Annotated in this window: 16 protein-coding genes and 1 tRNA gene; 9 read left to right on the top strand and 8 right to left on the bottom strand. The window is 40.5% G+C overall.

Annotated elements, in window-relative coordinates:
• Positions 1 to 158: 158 nt before the first annotated feature.
• From B0184_RS05395 to B0184_RS05385, 3 genes are all read left to right on the top strand, one after another.
• Positions 159 to 244, top strand: a tRNA-Leu gene (locus tag B0184_RS05395).
• A 319-nt stretch (positions 245 to 563) separates the two neighbouring features.
• Positions 564 to 929 carry an SEL1-like repeat protein gene (locus B0184_RS05390; protein ID WP_039851595.1) on the top strand — a complete coding sequence of 122 codons (366 nt, stop codon included), beginning with the start codon at positions 564 to 566 and terminating at the stop codon, positions 927 to 929.
• A gap of 4 nt (positions 930 to 933) precedes the next feature.
• Positions 934 to 1,227, top strand: a complete 294-nt coding sequence (locus tag B0184_RS05385) for a hypothetical protein (protein WP_005709623.1) — start codon at positions 934 to 936, stop codon at positions 1,225 to 1,227.
• Between the two features lie 32 nt (positions 1,228 to 1,259).
• Here B0184_RS05385 and B0184_RS05380 read toward each other — a convergent pair whose 3' ends face one another.
• The 6 genes from B0184_RS05380 to B0184_RS05355 form a co-directional block, all read right to left on the bottom strand.
• Positions 1,260 to 1,541 (bottom strand): hypothetical protein, encoded by a 282-nt coding sequence (locus B0184_RS05380; RefSeq protein ID WP_005709646.1) that lies wholly within the window; start codon positions 1,539 to 1,541, stop codon positions 1,260 to 1,262.
• A gap of 83 nt (positions 1,542 to 1,624) precedes the next feature.
• A complete protein-coding gene (locus B0184_RS05375; RefSeq protein ID WP_078177645.1) occupies positions 1,625 to 2,215 on the bottom strand; it encodes an FtsZ/tubulin family protein in 591 nt (196 codons plus the stop codon).
• Positions 2,216 to 2,274: 59 nt separating this feature from the next.
• Complete coding sequence (locus tag B0184_RS05370) at positions 2,275 to 3,216, bottom strand: helix-turn-helix transcriptional regulator (protein WP_005709637.1); 942 nt, start codon at positions 3,214 to 3,216, stop codon at positions 2,275 to 2,277.
• 74 nt (positions 3,217 to 3,290) lie between these two features.
• Positions 3,291 to 4,055 (bottom strand): class I SAM-dependent methyltransferase, encoded by a 765-nt coding sequence (locus B0184_RS05365; RefSeq protein ID WP_005709678.1) that lies wholly within the window; start codon positions 4,053 to 4,055, stop codon positions 3,291 to 3,293.
• Positions 4,056 to 4,148: 93 nt separating this feature from the next.
• Positions 4,149 to 4,409 (bottom strand): YfhL family 4Fe-4S dicluster ferredoxin, encoded by a 261-nt coding sequence (locus B0184_RS05360; protein ID WP_005709687.1) that lies wholly within the window; start codon positions 4,407 to 4,409, stop codon positions 4,149 to 4,151.
• 36 nt (positions 4,410 to 4,445) lie between these two features.
• Positions 4,446 to 5,072: a response regulator gene (locus B0184_RS05355; protein WP_005709693.1), complete on the bottom strand. Its 627-nt coding sequence runs from the start codon at positions 5,070 to 5,072 to the stop codon at positions 4,446 to 4,448.
• Between the two features lie 212 nt (positions 5,073 to 5,284).
• Here B0184_RS05355 and rlmKL point away from each other — a divergent pair, with 212 nt between their 5' ends.
• Positions 5,285 to 7,414 (top strand): bifunctional 23S rRNA (guanine(2069)-N(7))-methyltransferase RlmK/23S rRNA (guanine(2445)-N(2))-methyltransferase RlmL, encoded by a 2,130-nt coding sequence (gene rlmKL, locus B0184_RS05350; protein WP_005709616.1) that lies wholly within the window; start codon positions 5,285 to 5,287, stop codon positions 7,412 to 7,414.
• 77 nt (positions 7,415 to 7,491) lie between these two features.
• Here the strand turns inward: rlmKL and sppA are convergent, their stop codons facing one another.
• The gene (gene sppA / locus B0184_RS05345; protein ID WP_005709654.1) at positions 7,492 to 9,357 is read right to left on the bottom strand and encodes a signal peptide peptidase SppA; all 1,866 of its coding nucleotides are present in this window, start codon (positions 9,355 to 9,357) and stop codon (positions 7,492 to 7,494) included.
• Positions 9,358 to 9,463: 106 nt separating this feature from the next.
• Here sppA and galE point away from each other — a divergent pair, with 106 nt between their 5' ends.
• From galE to typA, 4 genes are all read left to right on the top strand, one after another.
• Complete coding sequence (galE, locus tag B0184_RS05340) at positions 9,464 to 10,480, top strand: UDP-glucose 4-epimerase GalE (protein ID WP_005709631.1); 1,017 nt, start codon at positions 9,464 to 9,466, stop codon at positions 10,478 to 10,480.
• Positions 10,481 to 10,552: 72 nt separating this feature from the next.
• Positions 10,553 to 11,851: an AmpG family muropeptide MFS transporter gene (locus B0184_RS05335; RefSeq protein WP_005709697.1), complete on the top strand. Its 1,299-nt coding sequence runs from the start codon at positions 10,553 to 10,555 to the stop codon at positions 11,849 to 11,851.
• A 95-nt stretch (positions 11,852 to 11,946) separates the two neighbouring features.
• Positions 11,947 to 13,860: a DNA topoisomerase IV subunit B gene (gene parE / locus B0184_RS05330; RefSeq protein WP_005709611.1), complete on the top strand. Its 1,914-nt coding sequence runs from the start codon at positions 11,947 to 11,949 to the stop codon at positions 13,858 to 13,860.
• Positions 13,861 to 14,055: 195 nt separating this feature from the next.
• Positions 14,056 to 15,903 carry a translational GTPase TypA gene (gene typA / locus B0184_RS05325; RefSeq protein ID WP_005709642.1) on the top strand — a complete coding sequence of 616 codons (1,848 nt, stop codon included), beginning with the start codon at positions 14,056 to 14,058 and terminating at the stop codon, positions 15,901 to 15,903.
• A 217-nt stretch (positions 15,904 to 16,120) separates the two neighbouring features.
• Here typA and alr read toward each other — a convergent pair whose 3' ends face one another.
• Positions 16,121 to 17,251, bottom strand: coding sequence for an alanine racemase (alr, locus tag B0184_RS05320; RefSeq protein ID WP_005709672.1), 1,131 nt, complete (start codon positions 17,249 to 17,251; stop codon positions 16,121 to 16,123).
• Positions 17,252 to 17,375: 124 nt separating this feature from the next.
• Here alr and recD point away from each other — a divergent pair, with 124 nt between their 5' ends.
• Positions 17,376 to 19,337, top strand: a complete 1,962-nt coding sequence (recD, locus tag B0184_RS05315; protein ID WP_005709614.1) for an exodeoxyribonuclease V subunit alpha — start codon at positions 17,376 to 17,378, stop codon at positions 19,335 to 19,337.
• The last annotated feature ends 161 nt before the right edge of the window (positions 19,338 to 19,498 follow it).

Here is a 19,498-nt window from a genome sequence, read left to right as displayed (position 1 = left end):
ACTCACGAGGTTATCCACAGATCATGTGAATAACTTTATGAGAGAACTGCTGAAATTTAGAACGAACAAACCGTAAAGTAAAATAAACCGCTTGCATTTACTGGGAAGAATTTCTATAATTCATGCTATTACAAACCTTGTAATACCCTCAAAATTTAGCCAGTGTGACGAAATTGGTAGACGTAGCGGATTCAAAATCCGCCGCTGAATAAGCGTGTCGGTTCGAGTCCGACCACTGGCACCAATTCAACTTTTCTCAACATCTCACGAAATCCCAAAACCCTTTACGAATCCTTTATTTTTCTAGCTTTACAGCTTTTTTATTGTCTTTTTGCATCTCACATAATATCTATACAGCCCAGAATTTTAGGGAGATATTTAGGGGGGCAGATCAATTTACTGTGCCATCTATGATATTTCCATCTTTATATAAGCGAGTGATCGCTGTTTTTTATACACTTTTTATAGCCAATTTGCCAGTAAGTATACTTACTAGTGTTATCTCTTTACAGAGATAACACAAAACATCTTGCTAAAAAATTTTCTATAATAAGGAATGAAAAATGAACAAGTTTAAAATAACTGTTACTACAACATTACTAGGTTTATCATTAATGAGTGTATCTACTTACGCTAATGTATTGACTGCTGCACAAGTAAAAATAGAAGCAGCAAGGGCGAATCGCAATCTGCAGGCAGCGTATGAACTGCAAAAAGGTAATTATTCTAAAGCTATAGAATATGCTGAACCTGTAGCAAACGCACCTATTAACGAATTCAACCAAGAGATTATTTCAAGTTCTCAATTTGTCCTCGGCTATAGTTATTTAGCTAAGAAGAATAAAAAGAAAGCAATATTATGGTTTCAAAAATCTTGTAAAAATGGCAATTCTAATAGTTGCGAAATGTTAGAAGAAATTAAGAGATAGTAAAATGAATGATCTATTTATTAGTTCTGCAATTCTTATAGTCTTACTTTTAATTGCATTATTTGGACTAAAAGTAATGAATATAGAAAGAACAATTGGAAAAATTATTGTGCTTTTTTCATTAAGTGTTGGATATGCTTTTACCGTAGGCGATGTTCTTACATTTAATAATGAAAATATGCCTGTCTTAAATTGCATTCAGTTAGTATATTATTCTGCAATAAGTTTCTTTGTTTTCGGCTTTGCTGGATTATTTTTTAGCACAAAAGCGGGAATAAGTGAAAACGGTTTAGAATAAACATCATAGGCAAACATTGTTTGCCTTTATTTTTACTTTACATTTTTATCAGAAAATGTAGGCATCTTCTGTAATATTTCGTAGCGTGGTTTTAATAACTCCGCCACGATTTCAGGTAATTTTTCTTCTTGCTCCAATTTATTGGGTAATCCCAATGCTTGTGCCACCTCATCACTTTTCCACCGAGCTTCTTCAAAAAGCGTTTCTAATCCTTTATGTTCAAACAACACTTTTAGCATCATTTTTTCAGTGTAATTTGATACTGTTGGCGAATTTAACTTATACCCTTTTTGCACTGTTTCTACGTTTGACATATTATCGCTCCATAAAAAATACCTTTCGTCTTTTGACGAAAGGTATTTTAGGGGATTTAGCGACATTTTGTGTCGTTAAAAAGCTAGATATGCTCTTTTAACTTTACCACTGTGATATTATCCATTTCAGCAAAAGCATCTTGCATTGATATATTTTTCGGTAACATCAACATTTCTTGATTATCAACAACAATGCACTCATCAGTGTAATCCTTCAATTCTTGCAAGGCTTGCTGCGCTAATTTCGTTCGTGTTTCACCTTCATAAATGAAAGGGGTCGTTACTGCTGCAATAACAGTACAACCTTGTTGTTTAGCCAATTTTGCGATTGCAGGTGTTGCAACTGAACCTGTGTCTCCACCTAAACCAGCCACCAAGATTAACTTTTTACAGCCTTGTAGCTTTTCAATAATTTCTGCAAAATGAGGTTCGACAAGCACGATTGGCTTAGATTTAGGCTCACTCTTACATAATGCGTTAAAAAATCCTCCAAACATTGTTTTTTGTTTAACTTCAGACTTTTCTAATAACACGGTGGTTGTATCCAAATTTTCTAAGTTCTCTTGAACGCTACCTACAACACAATATTCCGCAGTAGGAAAATTCTCACGCAGACGAACAAGGCTATTCAATCCTCTTCCACCAATACACCAAATTTGGGTTGTTTTCATCATTTACTCCTGTATTTAAATAATAAATAGATTAGCATATTTAGGCGACAAATTCTGTCGCATTAAAGATATTCCCTTCCAATCTCATCAATCTCCTCCCCAAACTTCGCAATCCACCAATTCAGCATCTCACTTTCCACCACTGTTGCACGAACTAAATAAGTTTCGCCTTCGTCTGTGATTTCTTGATCTGTGGACAACGGCGTTTCGGTTAAATGGAAACCATAAGGCTTACCAATGCGAAAAGTCAGACTGATTTTCTTGCCGTTACCAAAGCCAAAATGTTGTTCAGTGAGATAATGTTTTAGGTTGAATTTTGGGCGTTCAAAAGTGAACGTGGTTGCAGTAGCATTGAGAAAACGATGCAGGGCAAGATGGAAAATATTGCCATCTTCATATTGCACCACTAAATAATGTGCTGCCCCTTGCTGCACAAGGGCGAGCGGTTTAACGTCTGCTTTGTGTTCTTTGCCAGTTTGATTGCGATAATGCACATTTAATAGGCGGTTGTTATAAAGTGCGGTGCTAATTTCTGTGAAAATCTTCGGTTCAATTTTAGCAGGCAAAAGGGGTTGGCTAGTTGGTGCAATGGCGACTTTATCAAGCCATTCCGCTCCCGATTTTTTGTGGCTGTCGTAAACCAGATTATATTCCGCTTGTTGGAAGAAACCCTCCATTGAGCTCATAATGCTAGCGGGGAGAATACCATTGAGATACTGCTTGGCAAGCATTAAAACAAGAGATTGCTGCTCGTTTAAAATCGGCAAATCAATCCCTTTTGCATTTGGTTTCCAGCGGTATCCATAAGGCCTATCACGTTCATCGCATTCAATGTCAAACTGCTCGCAAAGTTTTTTCATTTGGCGTTGAATGGTGCGAAGTTCACGTTTTATTCCGAGTTCGGAGAGTTTTTGATGAACTTGCTCGGCAGTGATTGCCCCTTTTTTAGGAATGAAACGTAAGATTTCGAGAGATAACTGAATAGTAGAATGAGGTTGTGGCATAATCTCGCCCTTTTTCGCATAAAATCAATAAACGTATTATAGCGAGATTATGCCATAGATGCCTTAGTCAGATTTTACGAAACAATGTTATTTTTTACCGCTTTGACAAATAAAAGTGGTGGGCGATGTTGTAAATCTTTAAACTCGTTATGCCATTCTGGTTTATCGGCAAGCATAGGTTCTTCTACTTGAGCGATGTCAAAGCCGGCTCGAATGAGCTGGTTAAAGATGGTTGCTATTGTACGATGATAAGTTTTAAAAGATTGTTGAAACCAGTTTCGGCTACGCTCTCCCTCATCACGATAATAATTTAGACGATATGCAACCTGTTGTTTTTGTTCATTTTTTTCCCAACGATAACCATCTCGATAGCAAGTTACAATAGGGTGCTCTTGTGAAAAAAGAAGTATGCCGTATGCGGTCATTTTTGCTGAGATTTTTGCAAGTAAATCTGAAAAATCATCGATATAGTGAAATGCAAAAGAACTCACAACAAGGTCAAACTGATTTTCAGTTATTTGATCGAGAAATTCCATCGGCGAACAATAGAGCTTAAAATTATGTCCCTCTTGCCAATTCTTAGACAGCATTTCTTTCGCTTTGTGAAGCATCAACTCAGATAAATCTAATCCAACAACCTGACTTGCACCTTGCTCTAAATAATAAGCAAGGTGCCCACCCATTCCACAACCAAGATCGAGAACCTTTTTGCCTTTCAATTCAGGTAACATTCCAAACATCGTAGGTTTTTCAACGACTTCATTCATACTGATAGGGTTATGGCGTAACTGCTGATAGCGTTCAAAAAAGATGGGGGTATCGTAAATACTTTTTTTCAAATTTGCCTCCGTAAATATGCTCAATACATATTGGAAAATGAGCAACAAAAAAACACCGCTTGCATTTGCTTACGGTGTTTAATTGATTGAGAATTACAGCTTATGTGCATGATGAATCAACACAAACTTCTCCCAAAGCTCTTCTTGGGTTTCTTGATGATTGCTATCAGTAATAATGCAGTTGGTAATCGGACAGACTTTCTGGCAAGTAGGCTTTTCATAATGCCCAACGCATTCTGTACAAAGCAACGGATCGATAACATAAATCTCATCACCCACCGAAATTGCCTCATTCGGGCATTCAGGTAAACACATATCACAGTTGGTACATTTTGCGGTAATCAACAACGCCATTGTCTGCCATCCTCTCGTTCAAAAAAGAGGCGAATATTAGCCTTTTTGTTGAGCTAAGTAAAGCACTGTTGCAGCAACGCGTGAATGTACATTTAATTTCCGAAGTAAATTACGGATATGCACTTTCACCGTTTCTTCAGAAATAAAAAGCTGAGCGGCAATTTGTTTGTTCGACATTCCTGTTGCAATCCATTGTAAAACATCTAATTCGCGATCGGTAAGTTGTGAAAGTGGATCGCTTTCTGGTTGACGAAGCAAATGCTGATGCACGGTTTCGCTTAATGCCATTTCACCACGTGCAGCTTTTTGGATATTTTCAATCAACTCTGCGGTGTCGCTATCTTTCAATAAATAGCCATCTACACCCGCATCCATTAGTGCTAAAATATCAGATTGTTCGTCCGACACAGTAAGCACCACCACGCGAGCATCTACATCGTGAGCACGCAATGAACGCAAAGTATCCAAGCCTGAAATGCCTTTCATATTCAGATCCAAAATAATCAAATCTGGCTGCAGGTCTAACGCTTTAGCAATACCCTCTGAGCCATTGCTCGCTTCCCCAACTACTACAAAATCCGTTTCGAGCTCAAGAATTTGACGCATTCCTTTACGCATTAAAGGGTGATCATCAATTAAAAGAATTTTATAAGGTTCAGTCATTTCTTGCCTCATATTTATTACACACTAATTAAGATGACTATTTTCTCACTCTCACCACCCAAAACAAGTTACCCATTTTAGGTAGAGTGCACTCTTTTTGATCTAGGCTAAAAAATCGCCATCTTCTTACCAATAAAAATTGCAAAACTTTGTAAGTTTTTAACCGCTTGTTCCGCTATAATAGCCCAAATTTTGATTAAAAGAATGAATTTATGACTACTCAAACAACCTATTTTGCCACTGCAGCACGTGGCTTTGAAGAGATGCTCAAAACTGAGCTAGAACAAATTTGTGGCGCAAGCTGTAAAGTCGCTCAAGGCGGCGTGCATTTTACTACTACTCAAAAAGGCGTGTATCAAGCCTTACTTCATAGCCGTTTAGCTTCTCGCATTTTACTGCCGTTAGTTACCACAAAAATCTTTAGCGATTTAGATTTATATGCTTCTGTGGTTGGCTACAACTGGGCGGAACTTTTCGATCCTCGTGATACATTTTTCATCGATTTCAACGGCACAAACCGTGAAATTCGCAACACTCAATTCGGTGCGATGCGTGTGAAAGATGGCATCGTAGACTACTTCGAACGCAAAGGCTTTGAACGCCCTGCTGTGGATAAAATTGCCCCAGATGTACGTATTCATGTCTATCTAAACCGTGATGATTTAGTCATTTCGCTTGATTTAAGTGGCGAAGCCTTGCATATGCGTGGTTATCGTTCAGACACAGGCAAAGCACCATTGCGTGAAACTTTAGCTGCAGCAATTGTATTACGCTCTGGCTGGCAACAAGGTACGCCATTGGTTGATCCGATGTGTGGTTCAGGCACGTTACTGATTGAAGCGGCTCAAATGCAGGCAAATATTGCCCCGCAGATTCAGCGTAAGCATTGGGGGTTTCACGCCTGGAAAGGGCATGATATGGCACTTTGGAACGAAGTTTGGAATGAAGCAAAATCAGCCGAAAAAGCACTGACAAGCGGTCAGTTTTTTGGTTTTGATCTCGATTATCGCGTGCTGCAAAAAGCTAAACAAAATGCGATCAATGCAGGCGTTGGCGAAGCAATTCGCTGGCAACAAGGTGATATTGCTGCCCTTAAAAATCCTTGCCCAGAGCAAACAGGTACGGTGATTTGTAACCCGCCTTATGGTGAGCGTTTAGGTACAACACCTGCACTAATTGCCCTTTATTCAGTGTTTGGTCAGCGTTTAAAACAGCAATTTACAGGCTGGAATGCTTCGATTTTCAGTGGTGAACCTGAATTACTCAATTGCTTACGTTTGCGTTCAGCTCGTCAATTTAAAGCGAAAAATGGACCGCTTGATTGCGTGCAAAAAAACTACTCCATCACGCAACGTATTGAAAACATAGAACAAAACGAACTGGAATTTAAACCAGAGCAGCAAGTGGCGACAGATTTCGCAAATCGCCTTGCCAAAAACATCAAGAAAATTGAAAAATGGGCGAAGCAACAAGGCTTAGATGCTTATCGATTATATGATGCCGACTTGCCAGAATATAATTTAGCAGTGGACAGATATGGCGATCACATTGTGGTGCAAGAATATGCAGCACCAAAAAATATTGATGAACAAAAAGCTCGACAACGCTTGTTGGATGCGGTGTCCGCAACACTTTATGTAACAGGTGTAGAAACCAATAAATTGGTGCTCAAAGTGCGTCAAAAACAGAAAGGCACGAACCAATACGAAAAATTGGCAAATAAAGGCGACTATTTCTACGTAAATGAATATGGGGCAAAATTGTGGGTGAATCTTACCGATTACCTTGATACAGGTTTGTTTTTAGATCACCGCTTAACGCGTAAAATGGTGGGTGAAATGGCAAAGGGCAAAACCTTCCTCAATCTATTTGCTTACACGGGCTCAGCAACCGTTCACGCCGCATTACAAGGGGCAAAAGCGACCACAACGGTGGATATGTCAAACACTTATCTTAATTGGGCAGAACAGAATTTAGAACTTAACGAAATTCCATTAAGAAATCATCGCTTATTCCAAGCCGATTGCTTGCAATGGTTAGCTGAATGTCGTGAACGTTTTGAAGTGATTTTTGTTGATCCGCCAACATTCTCTAACTCAAAACGAATGAATGAAAGCTGGGATGTGCAACGTGACCATATCAAACTAATGAGCCAACTCAAACGCATTCTTACCCAAGACGGCACGATTATTTTCTCAAACAATAAACGTGGCTTTAAAATGGATATGGAAGGCTTAGCAGAGTTAGGCTTAAAAGCGGAAAATATCTCGAAAAAAACCTTGCCATTAGATTTTGAACGCAATCCGCATATTCATAATTGTTGGGTGGTAACGCATATTTAATGCAAAGATGATGAAGCTTAAAAGAGGCTTAAATCAATAAGATTTAAGCCTCTTTTATATGATGAGCAAGATTTAAGTTAGTTAACTGTCCCACACTGCAAACAATACAAATAACGATATTGTGGATCGTTAAATTTTGCAAAAGTTTGAGTAAAATCGTCCGCTTGTTTGGCGATCGGAAGGTTTAACCATTTGGCAAAGCTGACTTGCATTTTGCTGTTGAAACTGCGTGAAAGTTCGGCAAAAAGAGATTCATCACGGTCACTAAACCATTGTGGTATCAATTTTTCGTAAGCGGGTGTGTCTTCTGGGTGTTGTTGCTTCAGCAACTCGCTCATTGCATATAATGCATCATCAAAATCACCAAGTTGGTCTACTAATCCTTTCTCTTTGGCAACAGCACCTAACCAAACTTGCCCTTGAGCGATTTTATCTACATCGGATTTGGCAATGTTGCGCCCACGGCTGACCAAATCTAAAAACTCTCGGTAGCCTTGTTCTACGCTCATTTGAATCAGCGTTTTCTGCTCTTTAGATAACGGTTTTAAACTGCTGATTTCCGCTAATGGTGAGGTAGCGATACCATCTTCTCGTATGCCTAAATTTTTCGCGGTTTTTTCTAAATTGAACATCACGCCGAAGATGCCAATTGAGCCTGTGAGCGTGTTTTTGTCGGCTAAAATTTTATCGCTCGTCGCGGCAATCCAATAGCCGCCTGATGCAGCCATTCCGCCCATAGAGCTTACTACAGGGATACCTGATTTTTGGATCGCCTCCACTTCTTGGCGAATCAGTTCCGAAGCTAAGGCACTGCCACCAGGGCTATTGATACGGAGCACTAATCCTCGCACGCTTTTATCTTGCTTCACTTTTTGCAGTTGAGCAATGATGGTGTCTGCCCCCGCTGTGTTTTCTAGGCTTTCACCCATTGTGATTTCGCCCTCAATATTGACTACAGCGATTTTGTTTTCACCTTTGCGATTAAAACGATCAATCAGACCGCTTGCGTAATCTTGGTAATCAATGGATTTGAATCCTTTTTCGTCGTCTGCTCCGAATTTATCCGCGAGTGCTTGGCGAATTTCCGCTTGATTGTTGATATGGGTCACGAATTGTTGCTTTAAAGCAAAATCAGCTTCATTACCTTGTGTTTGTTTTCGCATCTCAATCAGTTTATCTAATGGCGGGACGATATTTTCGGCAGAAATTTTTCGATTTTCTGCCAATTTTTCTTTTACATTTTGCCACATTGGATACAACCAGGCGGTCGCATTTTGCTTGGCTTCTACTGACATTTCATCGCGAATAAGTGGTTCAACTGCAGATTTATAAGTGCCTACACGGAAGATATATGGCGTTGCTTCAATTTTGTCGAATAACGATTTGAAATAGAGTGTGCTATATTTTAAGCCTTCCAACTCCACCGCACCAGCGTTGTTGAGGTAAATTTGATCGGCAAAGCTCGCCAAATAATATTGTTTTTGGCTGAAACTGTGACCAATTGCAATCACGGGTTTGCCTGATGCTTGGAAATCTTCGATCAGCTTGCCAAGATAATCAAGTGAAGGATAATCCCCACCTTCGAATTTAGCTAAATCTAATACCAGTCCTGTAATTTTTTCATCAACTTTTGCTTGATGAATGGCATTCGCAACGTCAAAAGTCGAGTATTTTTGCGGTTGCTCGTTGCCCATTTCGGCTTCTAACAAGCGGTAGAAATCGGGGTATTCTTCGCGATTATCTGCCAAATAACCATTTAAATTGAGCACTAATGCACCGTGGTCAAAGGTTGCCATGGCTTCAGTTTCAGCCTTACCGTTAAATGAACTGAGCAATGACACAAAAGCAAAGCTGATCATTACGAACAGTAGGAAGAAGAGTGTTACCATGCCTTCACGAATACAACGGAACACACGGTAGAGTGCTTTGAGTAGCTTTAACATAGGGATCTCAGAGTAAAAAAATGAGTGACTAAATTAGCACAAAATCAAAGATTATTTAATAAAATCGGGGTAAAATAAGCCAAATTATTCATACAAGGAGTTTTTTATGGCAATTTTAGTGACTGGTGGTGCAGGTTATATCGGCTCGCATACTATTGTTGAATTATTGAATACAAACCGAGAAGTGGTGGTGTTAGATAATTTAAGCAATTCATCTGAAATTTCACTTGAGCGTGTTGAAAAAATCACGGGCAAAAAAGTGCCTTTTTACAAAGGTGATGTGTTAGACCGTGGTATTTTACGCAAAATTTTTGCAGAAAATAAAATCGAATCGGTGATCCATTTTGCGGGCTTAAAAGCAGTGGGCGAAAGCGTGCGTGAGCCATTACGTTACTATCAAAATAATGTAACTGGTTCTATTGTTTTAGTTGAAGAGATGCTTAAAGCAGGCGTGAATACGATTGTATTCAGCTCATCAGCAACGGTGTATGGCGATCCGCAAATTATCCCAATTGTAGAATCTTGCCCTGTAGGCGGTACAACTAACCCATACGGTACGTCAAAATATATGGTAGAACGTATTTTAGAAGATACGGCAAAAGCATTCCCACAATTGAGTGCTGTTATTTTGCGCTACTTCAACCCAGTCGGAGCTCATGCAAGCGGCTTAATTGGAGAAGATCCAAACGGCATTCCAAACAATTTGCTACCGTACATTAGCCAAGTGGCAGTCGGCAAATTGAAAGAGCTTTCAGTATTTGGTAGCGATTACGATACCCACGATGGCACAGGCGTGCGTGACTATATTCACGTAGTAGATTTAGCATTAGGTCACTTAAAAGCGTTAGAAAAACACCAAGATGATGCAGGCTGTCACATCTATAACCTTGGCACGGGCGTAGGCTACTCTGTGTTAGATATGGTGAAAGCATTCGAAAAAGCGAACAATATTGAAGTGCCATACAAATTAGTAGCTCGTCGTCCCGGGGATATTGCAACTTGCTATTCAAATCCGAAAAAAGCATGGGAAGAGCTTGGTTGGAAAACCCAACACGGCTTAGATGAAATGATGCGTGATACGTGGAATTGGCAAAAAAATAACCCGAATGGATATAAAGGTTAATATAGTAGGGTTAATATATTGTAAGGGCGTGTTGAACACGCCCGATTTAATTTTACAAAATAGAAGAAAAAAATGACCGCTTCCCCATCTTATCAACCATCTATCTGGCAACAAATTTTCACAAAGAATATGTTGCTTTGCCTCTACACAGGTTTTTGTTCGGGCTTGCCACTTTTTGTGCTGATTCAGCTTTTGCCCGCGTGGTTTACCTCGATGAGTTTAGACATCAAAACCATTGCGGCTTTTACGCTCACATCTCTGCCTTACACTTGGAAATTTCTTTGGGCTGCCTTATTAGATCGCTATTTTCCTTCTTTTTTAGGGCGTCGTCGTAGTTGGATTTTTCTCTCACAAATCGGGTTATTTCTGATTTTAATCAGCTACGGCTTTTTTGATCCTGTGCAAGATATTGGCATCATCACACTTCTCTCGATTGTGTTGGCATTTCTCTCAGCAACACAAGATATTGTGATTGATGCCTTTCGCCGCGAGCTTTTAAGTGACAACGAACTCGGTTTGGGCAACTCCATTCACGTGAATGCTTATCGCATTGCGGGGCTCATTCCTGGCGGATTATCGCTATTTTTAGCAGATCATTACCCTTGGCAAATAGTGTTTATCATCACTGGAAGTTTTATATTGCCTTGTTTGTTGATTACCCTGATTGCCAAAGAACCGCAACATTCGCCCATAGATAAAAGCAAACCCTTTTACACCGCTTTTGTGGATCCTTTTGTGGAGTTTTTCACTCGTAAAGGCGTGATGGGAGCCTTGGGGTTAATTCTCTTTATTTTTCTTTATAAACTGGGCGACTCGCTTGCCACTTCGCTCCAAACCAAATTTATTTTGGATATGGGGTTTACCAAATCACATATCGCAGCGGTGGTTAAAACGACCTCACTTTGGTGCAGTATCGGAGGCGGTATTGTGGGCGGCATAGCTATGCTTAAACTTGGCGTAAACCGTTCTTTGTGGCTGTTTGGTAGCGTGCAATTGGTTACTATCTTAGGCTTTGCTTATCTTGCAAGCTTTGGACATTTTGAAACCGCTTCTATCAGCACAAATGAGCTTTTAAAATTGGGGCTTGTGATGGCGGGCGAATACTTAGGTGTAGGCTTAGGTACTGCCGCTTTCGTTGCTTTTATGGCTCGTGAAACTAATCCTCTTTATACTGCAATGCAATTGGCTATTTTTACAAGCCTTGCCGCCCTACCAAGTAAATTCTTAGGGGCTTATACGGGACATCTGGTGGAAGCTTTTGGCTACTATCACTTTTTCTGGATCTGTTTCTGTGTCGCAATTCTAGGAATGTTGATGTTATTTAAGGTTGCACCTTGGAACTCAGAAGAAAATGCAAAAACAAGCGGTTAAATTTTAAGAAAAATTTGCAATAGAAAAGCCAGTCATTTCTGTGTAAAATGCTGGCTTTATTTCCATTTATAGTAGAAAAAATAGAGAAGAGAAGTATGGCAGAGAAACGTTATGATGCGGATGAAATTACGGTTTTAAAAGATCTTGAACCTGTCCAGATGCGTCCAGGAATGTACACTGATACCACTCGCCCAAACCACTTAGGGCAAGAGGTTATCGATAACAGCGTGGATGAAGCGCTGGCGGGCTATGCTTCTCAAATTGATGTTATTTTGCACAAAGATAATTCGCTTGAAGTGATTGATAACGGGCGTGGTATGCCAGTGGATATTCACTCAACCGAAAAAATTTCAGGTGTAGAGTTAATTTTAACCAAGCTACACGCAGGTGGTAAGTTTTCGAATAAGAATTACACTTTCTCTGGTGGTCTACACGGGGTGGGAATTTCAGTGGTGAACGCCCTTTCACAACGTGTGGAAATTGCGATTAAACGTAATGGTGAAGTGTATACGATTGCGTTTGAAAATGGTGTAAAAGTAGAAGATTTGAAAGTAGTCGGTAGTTGCCCAAAACGACAAACGGGCACGGCGGTTCGCTTTTATCCAAACCCAAAATATTTTGATTCGCCGAATTTTTCGGTCAGCCGTTTACGCCATTTGCTTAAAGCCAAAGCGGTGCTTTGCCCGAAACTCACGATCAATTTTAAAGACCATATCAATAAAACCGAAGAAACTTGGTATTATGAAGATGGGCTTTCAGACTATTTAAATGAAGCTTTAGATGGTTATGAATGTCTGCCAAATCCGCCGTTTATTGGCGATGTGGTAGATGAAACAGAAGCGGTAAGTTGGGCATTAACTTGGCTGCCAGAAGGCGAATTATTGGCAGAAAGTTACGTAAATTTAATCCCGACTTCTCAAGGTGGTACACACGTCAATGGTCTGCGTAACGGTTTGTTAAAAGCGATGACAGAATTTTGCGAAATCCATAATTTATTGCCGAAAAGCGTGAAATTAACCGCAGACGATGTTTGGAACCGTTGTGCTTACGTACTTTCGCTCAAAATTCAAGAGCCGCAATTTGCAGGGCAGACGAAAGAGCGTCTATCTTCTCGCCAAGCCTCAAGCTATGTAGAAAGCACACTTAAAGATGCGTTTAGTTTATGGCTAAATCAAAATGTGCAAGTGGGGAAACAGATTGCTGAAATGGCAATTAGCTCAGCTCAGGCTCGTTTGCGTGCAGCAAAAAAAGTGGTGCGTAAAAAATTAGTGAATGGACCTGCTTTACCAGGAAAATTGGCGGATTGTATCTCTCAAGATTTAAGCCAAACTGAACTTTTCCTTGTGGAAGGGGACTCTGCGGGCGGTTCTGCAAAATCGGCTCGCGATAAAGATTACCAAGCAATTTTGCCATTACGCGGGAAAATTTTGAATACGTGGGAGGTCTCATCCGATCAAGTATTGGCTTCGCAAGAAGTGCATAATATTGCAATTGCCATCGGGATGGATCCAGATAGTGATAATTTAGACGAGCTACGTTACGGAAAAATTTGTATTCTTGCTGATGCGGACTCGGACGGCTTACATATTGCAACTTTACTTTGTGCTTTATTTTTACGCCATTTTCCAAGTTTAGTGGAAAATGGACACGTTTATGTCGCAATGCCGCCGCTTTACCGCATTGATATTGGTAAAGATGAGGTTCATTATGCCTTAGATGAAGCCGAAAAAGAGGCGATTTTAACCCGTCTTGCTAAGAAAAAAGGCAAACCAAATGTACAACGTTTTAAAGGATTAGGTGAAATGAATCCAAGCCAACTGCGTGAAACCACGATGGATCCAAGCACTCGTCGTTTAATTCAACTTACGCTTTCAGAAGAAGGCGAAACAGAAGCAGAAACTCTACAAAGCACGATTGAAGCGATGGATATGTTGCTTGCCAAAAAAAGAGCAGAAGATCGCAAACAATGGCTGCAAAATCGTGGGGATGAAGCGGAGTTAGAGGTATAATTTTCTTTATATATCGTTAAATCACAAGCGGTCAAAAAAGTTCACTCTCTTACCGATTAAATCCTAGTCAATTTTAGGAAAAATCGGTATAATCCAGAGCCTTAAATTGTGATGTAGATCACATTTCTGAATATCCTTTCCCTCTCGGATTCAAATCAGAGAGGGATTTTCATTCATCAACAAAAAGTAATTTCAATGCAACAATTAGATACAAACAAACTACGTAATATTGCGATTATCGCACACGTAGACCACGGTAAAACCACCCTCGTTGATAAACTTCTTAAACTTTCAGGCACACTAGATACTTCGCGTGGCGACACAGAAGAGCGTGTAATGGATTCAAACGATCTTGAAAAAGAGCGTGGTATTACTATTCTCGCGAAAAACACTGCAATTAACTGGAACGACTATCGTATTAACATCGTAGATACCCCAGGGCACGCGGACTTCGGTGGTGAAGTTGAGCGTGTACTTTCAATGGTGGATTCAGTATTATTAGTCGTAGATGCGTTCGATGGCCCGATGCCACAAACGCGTTTCGTAACCCAAAAAGCCTTTGCGCACGGCTTAAAACCAATCGTAGTTATCAATAAAGTAGACCGCCCAGGTGCTCGCCCTGACTGGGTAGTGGATCAAGTATTCGATTTATTTGTAAACCTAGGTGCAACTGACGAGCAATTAGACTTCCCAATCATTTATGCTTCAGCATTAAATGGTGTTGCGGGTTTAGATCACGAAGATTTAGCACCAAACATGGATCCACTATTTGAAGCGATTGTAGAACACGTTTCTCCGCCAGATGTTCATTTAGAAGAACCTTTCCAAATGCAAATTTCGCAATTAGATTACAGCAAATATTTAGGTGTAATCGGTATCGGTCGTATCAAACGTGGCACGGTAAAACCGAACCAACCTGTAACCATCATTGATGCAGATGGTAACACTCGCAATGGTCGTGTCGGTCAAGTATTAGGTCACTTAGGCTTACAACGTTATGAAGCAGAAGAAGCTTATGCGGGCGACATTATTGCTATCACAGGTTTAGGCGAACTCAATATCTCTGATACATTATGTGATATTAACAATGTTGAAGCATTACCCGCATTAACTGTAGATGAGCCAACAGTAACGATGTTCTTCTGCGTAAATACCTCGCCATTCTGTGGTCAAGAAGGTAAATATGTGACTTCGCGCCAAATCTTAGAACGCTTGAAGAAAGAGTTAGTACACAATGTGGCATTACGTGTTGAAGAAACCGATGACTCAGATGTATTCAGTGTGTCTGGTCGTGGTGAATTACACTTATCTGTATTGATCGAAAATATGCGTCGTGAAGGCTACGAATTAGCAGTATCTCGTCCAAAAGTAATCTTCAAAGAGATTGATGGTCGCAAACAAGAGCCATACGAGCAAGTGACTATCGATATCGAAGAACAACACCAAGGCGCAGTAATGGAAGCATTAGGTATCCGTAAAGGTGAAGTGCGTGATATGGTGCCAGATGGTAAAGGTCGTACCCGTTTAGAGTATATCATCCCAAGCCGTGGTTTAATCGGTTTCCGTAATGACTTTATGACAATGACATCAGGTACTGGTTTACTTTACTCAAGCTTCAGCCACTATGACGATGTGAAACCAGGAGAAATTGGTCAGCGTATCAACGGTGTATTAATTTCAAACGGCACAGGTAAAGCATTGGCATACTCACTTTACGCCTTACAAGATCGCGGCAAATTGATGGTAGAACACGGTGCAGAAATCTACGAAGGTCAAGTTATCGGTATTCACAGTCGTTCAAACGACTTAACCGTAAACCCATTGGAAGGTAAAAAACTAACTAATATGCGTGCTTCAGGTAAAGATGATGCCTTAACGCTCACTACTCCTGTGAAAATGACACTTGAGCAAGCATTAGAATTTATCGATGATGACGAGTTAGTGGAAGTAACGCCAACTTCTGTACGTATTCGTAAAAAACTCCTGACTGAAGTAGAACGTAAACGTGCAAGCCGTACAACCACGAGCACAAGTACGCGTTAATTTGCAAAGTTTAGGTCGAATTTGACCGCTTAAATAATTTAGCCCCTGTATACTTTTAGGTTACAGGGGCTTTTCTATGTATTTTAGCGATTAGAATCCAAACTTCATACCTACTAAAGCTTGTTTGTCTTTATCACTATGTTTTCCTGATCGGCGAGCAAGGCAGGCCCAAAGTTTGAAGTTTTCTTTTATGTTTAAATCCATTCCAACGCTTGTTTCAGCCGTTTTTATACTCAAAAATCACGCGTGGGGTGAGTTTGGTTATTAGCTCATAGCTAATTACTCCTATGTGTTTGGCAACTTCTTCAATGAGTAAGTCTTTGCCCCAGAAGATTGCTTCATCGCCTACTTTGTCTTGGCTATTTGCACCAAGATCGACCGTAAGCATATCCATTGAAACGCGTCCGACAATTGGTACTTTACGGCCGTTAATCAGTACAGGCGTACCTTCAGGGGCGTTGCGAGGGTAGCCATCGCCATAGCCCATTGCAATTACGCCAAGTTTAGTGTCTTTAGAGCTAACCCAAGTGCCGCCATAGCCAACAGGTTCGCCCGCTTTGTGAGTGCGGACGGCAATGAGAGAAGAGGAAAGTGTCATCACAGGTTGGAAGCCAAGATGAGTGATGGGTTCGTAATGGGGGGAAATACCATGCATAATAATGCCTGGGCGTACCCATTCGTAATGTGCTTGCTTCCAATAGAGAATACCGCTAGAAGCGGAAATACTGCGAGCATGTTTGGGGTAAGCTTGAGTGGCTTGTTCAAAGGTAGAGATTTGTTTTTCGGTGTAGCCGCAATCTAATTCATCGGCACGGCTGAAATGGCTGACAAAGCTGATATTTTCAACCAACGGGCATTTTTTAAGGCGTTGATAAAATTCATCTACTTGCTCAGGATGCACACCTAGTCGGTGCATTCCTGTATCGATTTTTAACCAAGCATTGATCGGAAAATAGATCTTAGTTTTGCGTTTCCAAAAGCCTTTTTGTTGCTCCTCTTCCCATTCTTTGGCAACTTGCTCTAGCAATTCGAGCTGTTCATAGCAGTGAATTACGCTGTCAAAGCGGCGCGAAAGCGTTTTGAGCAACTCTTCACGATCAAAAAAACCTTCCACTAACAGAATTTTGCCTGTATAGCCTGTTTCTTGAATTTCAAGTGCCTCACGCAGCCGTGCAACACCAAAGCCATCCACTTGGTCGGCTAGAATATGAGCTGCAGGAAGAAGCCCTTGGCCATAGGCATTGGCTTTGATCATAGCAAGTAATTTTTGATTAGGCGCGAAAGATTTGATGAGTTGAATGTTGTGGCGAAGTGCCGCACTATTGATGGTTGCAATGGCTGGTTTCATTTTGTTTTTATCACTTCAAAAATAAAAGCATTATACGCCTGAACTTCATTTCTGGACAAGGGATTGCGAAAATTAGATAATTCAAGTAGTCATTTTCAATCTCTATCTTTAACGGATTACCGCAATGCTAGCCCTTCTTCATACGCTTAAAGAGCAAAAAATCATTTCAGAAATCAATTATCAATTTGCTAAATTGATTGATCGTAAACAGCAAGGTTACAACTACTCGTCATTACAACAGAATTTGGCGGTGTTTTTAGCTGCTCTCGTTTCGTTTAATGTGATGCAAGGGCATAGTGCGGTGCGACTAAGTTCAAATGCGGTAAAAAATCCGTTTGGCTTGCGAGAGTATCATCCAGAGCAAGCGATTTGGTTAGCAGAGATTTTGCAAAAAATTGAACAAAGTTCACCGCTTGAATGGCAAGAAATTTTGGCAGATCACATTGCGTTTAGCCATGATGCAACTCAAGTTGCTCCAATGCTGTTTCAAGGCGAGTTAATCTATTTTTATCGCTATTGGCAAGCAGAGCAGCAAATTGCATGTTACTTGCAACAAGCGGTTGAAACGGAGACAGAAAATGCAAATGTGGAAGAAGATCGTGCGATTTTGGCACGCTTGTTTGGTTCGGCTCAAGCAGATGAAACTGATTGGCAAAAAGTGGCGGTTGCAACAGCATTGCGTAAACGTTTTTGCGTGATTTCTGGTGGCCCAGGTACGGGAAAAACTAGAACGGTAGCTCGCTTGTTGGCGGCATTACAGTTAAAGCAACAAGCAGAAAATAAAGGCTTGCTAAATATTGCGTTGGTTGCTCCAACGGGAAAAGCAGCTGCTCGCTTAAAAGAGTCAATTATTGCGAACTGGGATGAGCTAGATTTACCGTGGGTAATGAAAGAAAAACTGGAAATTAATGCTTTGACAATTCACCGGTTGTTGGGAATACGTCCTCAATGCGATCAGCCGATTTATCATCAGAAAAATCCACTGCATTTGGATCTCTTGGTGGTGGATGAGGCTTCAATGATCGATCTATTTTTAATGGAAAAATTGATGAGTGCACTTAAGCCAAGTACACGCTTGATTATGTTAGGCGATAAAGATCAGCTTGCTTCGGTTGAGGCTGGGGCGATTATGGCGCAACTTGGCTATTTTATTACACAAGGTTACAGCCAAGTTCATACCGATTATGTGGCTTCGGTAACGGGTTATCAATTAACGGCTCAATCTGATGGCTTAGCGATTCGTGATTCGCTTTGTCATTTACGTAAAAGTTTCCGTTTTGATGAAAATTCGGGCATTGGCTTATTGGCAAAAGAAGTAAATGCACAACAAGCGGTAAAATCTTGGCAAACTATTGCAAATGGTCGGCATGAGGAGTTGGAATATGTGGCGTATCCAGCTGTTACTGAATTTGCTGAGAAAAGTCAGTGGGTACAACATTGTGCCGATTTAGTTGTGCAAAAAGCGGTGACGTTATATCGCGATTATTTGCAAAAAGCGAGGGCAAGAGAGTGCAAGCCTGAGGTTGTTTCGGTTGAAGAGATTTTCAATGCGTTTCAAAAAGTTCGATTTTTGGCAGCGTTGCGTGTGAGTGAGTTGGGGGTAAATCGGTTAAATCAGAGGGTTGCAGAGGCGTTGCAAAATGCGAAGCTAGTGAAATTTGGGCATTCGCGAGAGAGTTATGTTGGAAAGCCTATTCTGATTACCGAAAATGCACCGCAGCATCATATATATAGTGGCGATATTGGTATTATTCTGCCTGATGAAAGTGGTGCATTGCGGGTTTATTTTGATACGAAAGTAAATGGCGATTATTTGAGTTTGTCGATTAGCCGTGTGCCAGCGTATGAACCTGCTTATGTGATGACGGTGCATAAATCACAAGGTTCAGAATTTGAACATACTTTATTTGTGATGCCATTGGCGAGTTCACCAGTATTAACGAAAGAATTGGTGTATACTGCAATTACGCGTGCGAAAGAAAAATTCACGCTATTTGGCGATGAAAAAACGTGGATGCCAAGCATAAAAGCGAAAGTACAACGCCAAAGTGGATTGCAAGAGCAGTTAATCGACATTTTTAGCTAGTGTTTTGTTCGAATTGTATTAAATGTGTTCGTTTAATAAGATTTTTAAAATTTTTTGCAAAAAGTACTTGCACGAGTTTTATTTTTCTCTATAATGCACCCCACACAACGACGCACTGTTGTGAACGATTTAAATTGATATGCAGTGCGTCGTTTCTTTTT

Origin of the sequence: Haemophilus paraphrohaemolyticus (assembly GCF_002015045.1) — a bacterium.
Classification (GTDB): Bacteria; Pseudomonadota; Gammaproteobacteria; order Enterobacterales; family Pasteurellaceae; genus Haemophilus_A; species Haemophilus_A paraphrohaemolyticus.
Note: the sequence above shows the minus strand (reverse complement) of the source record. Positions and strands in the feature narration are given on the sequence as shown.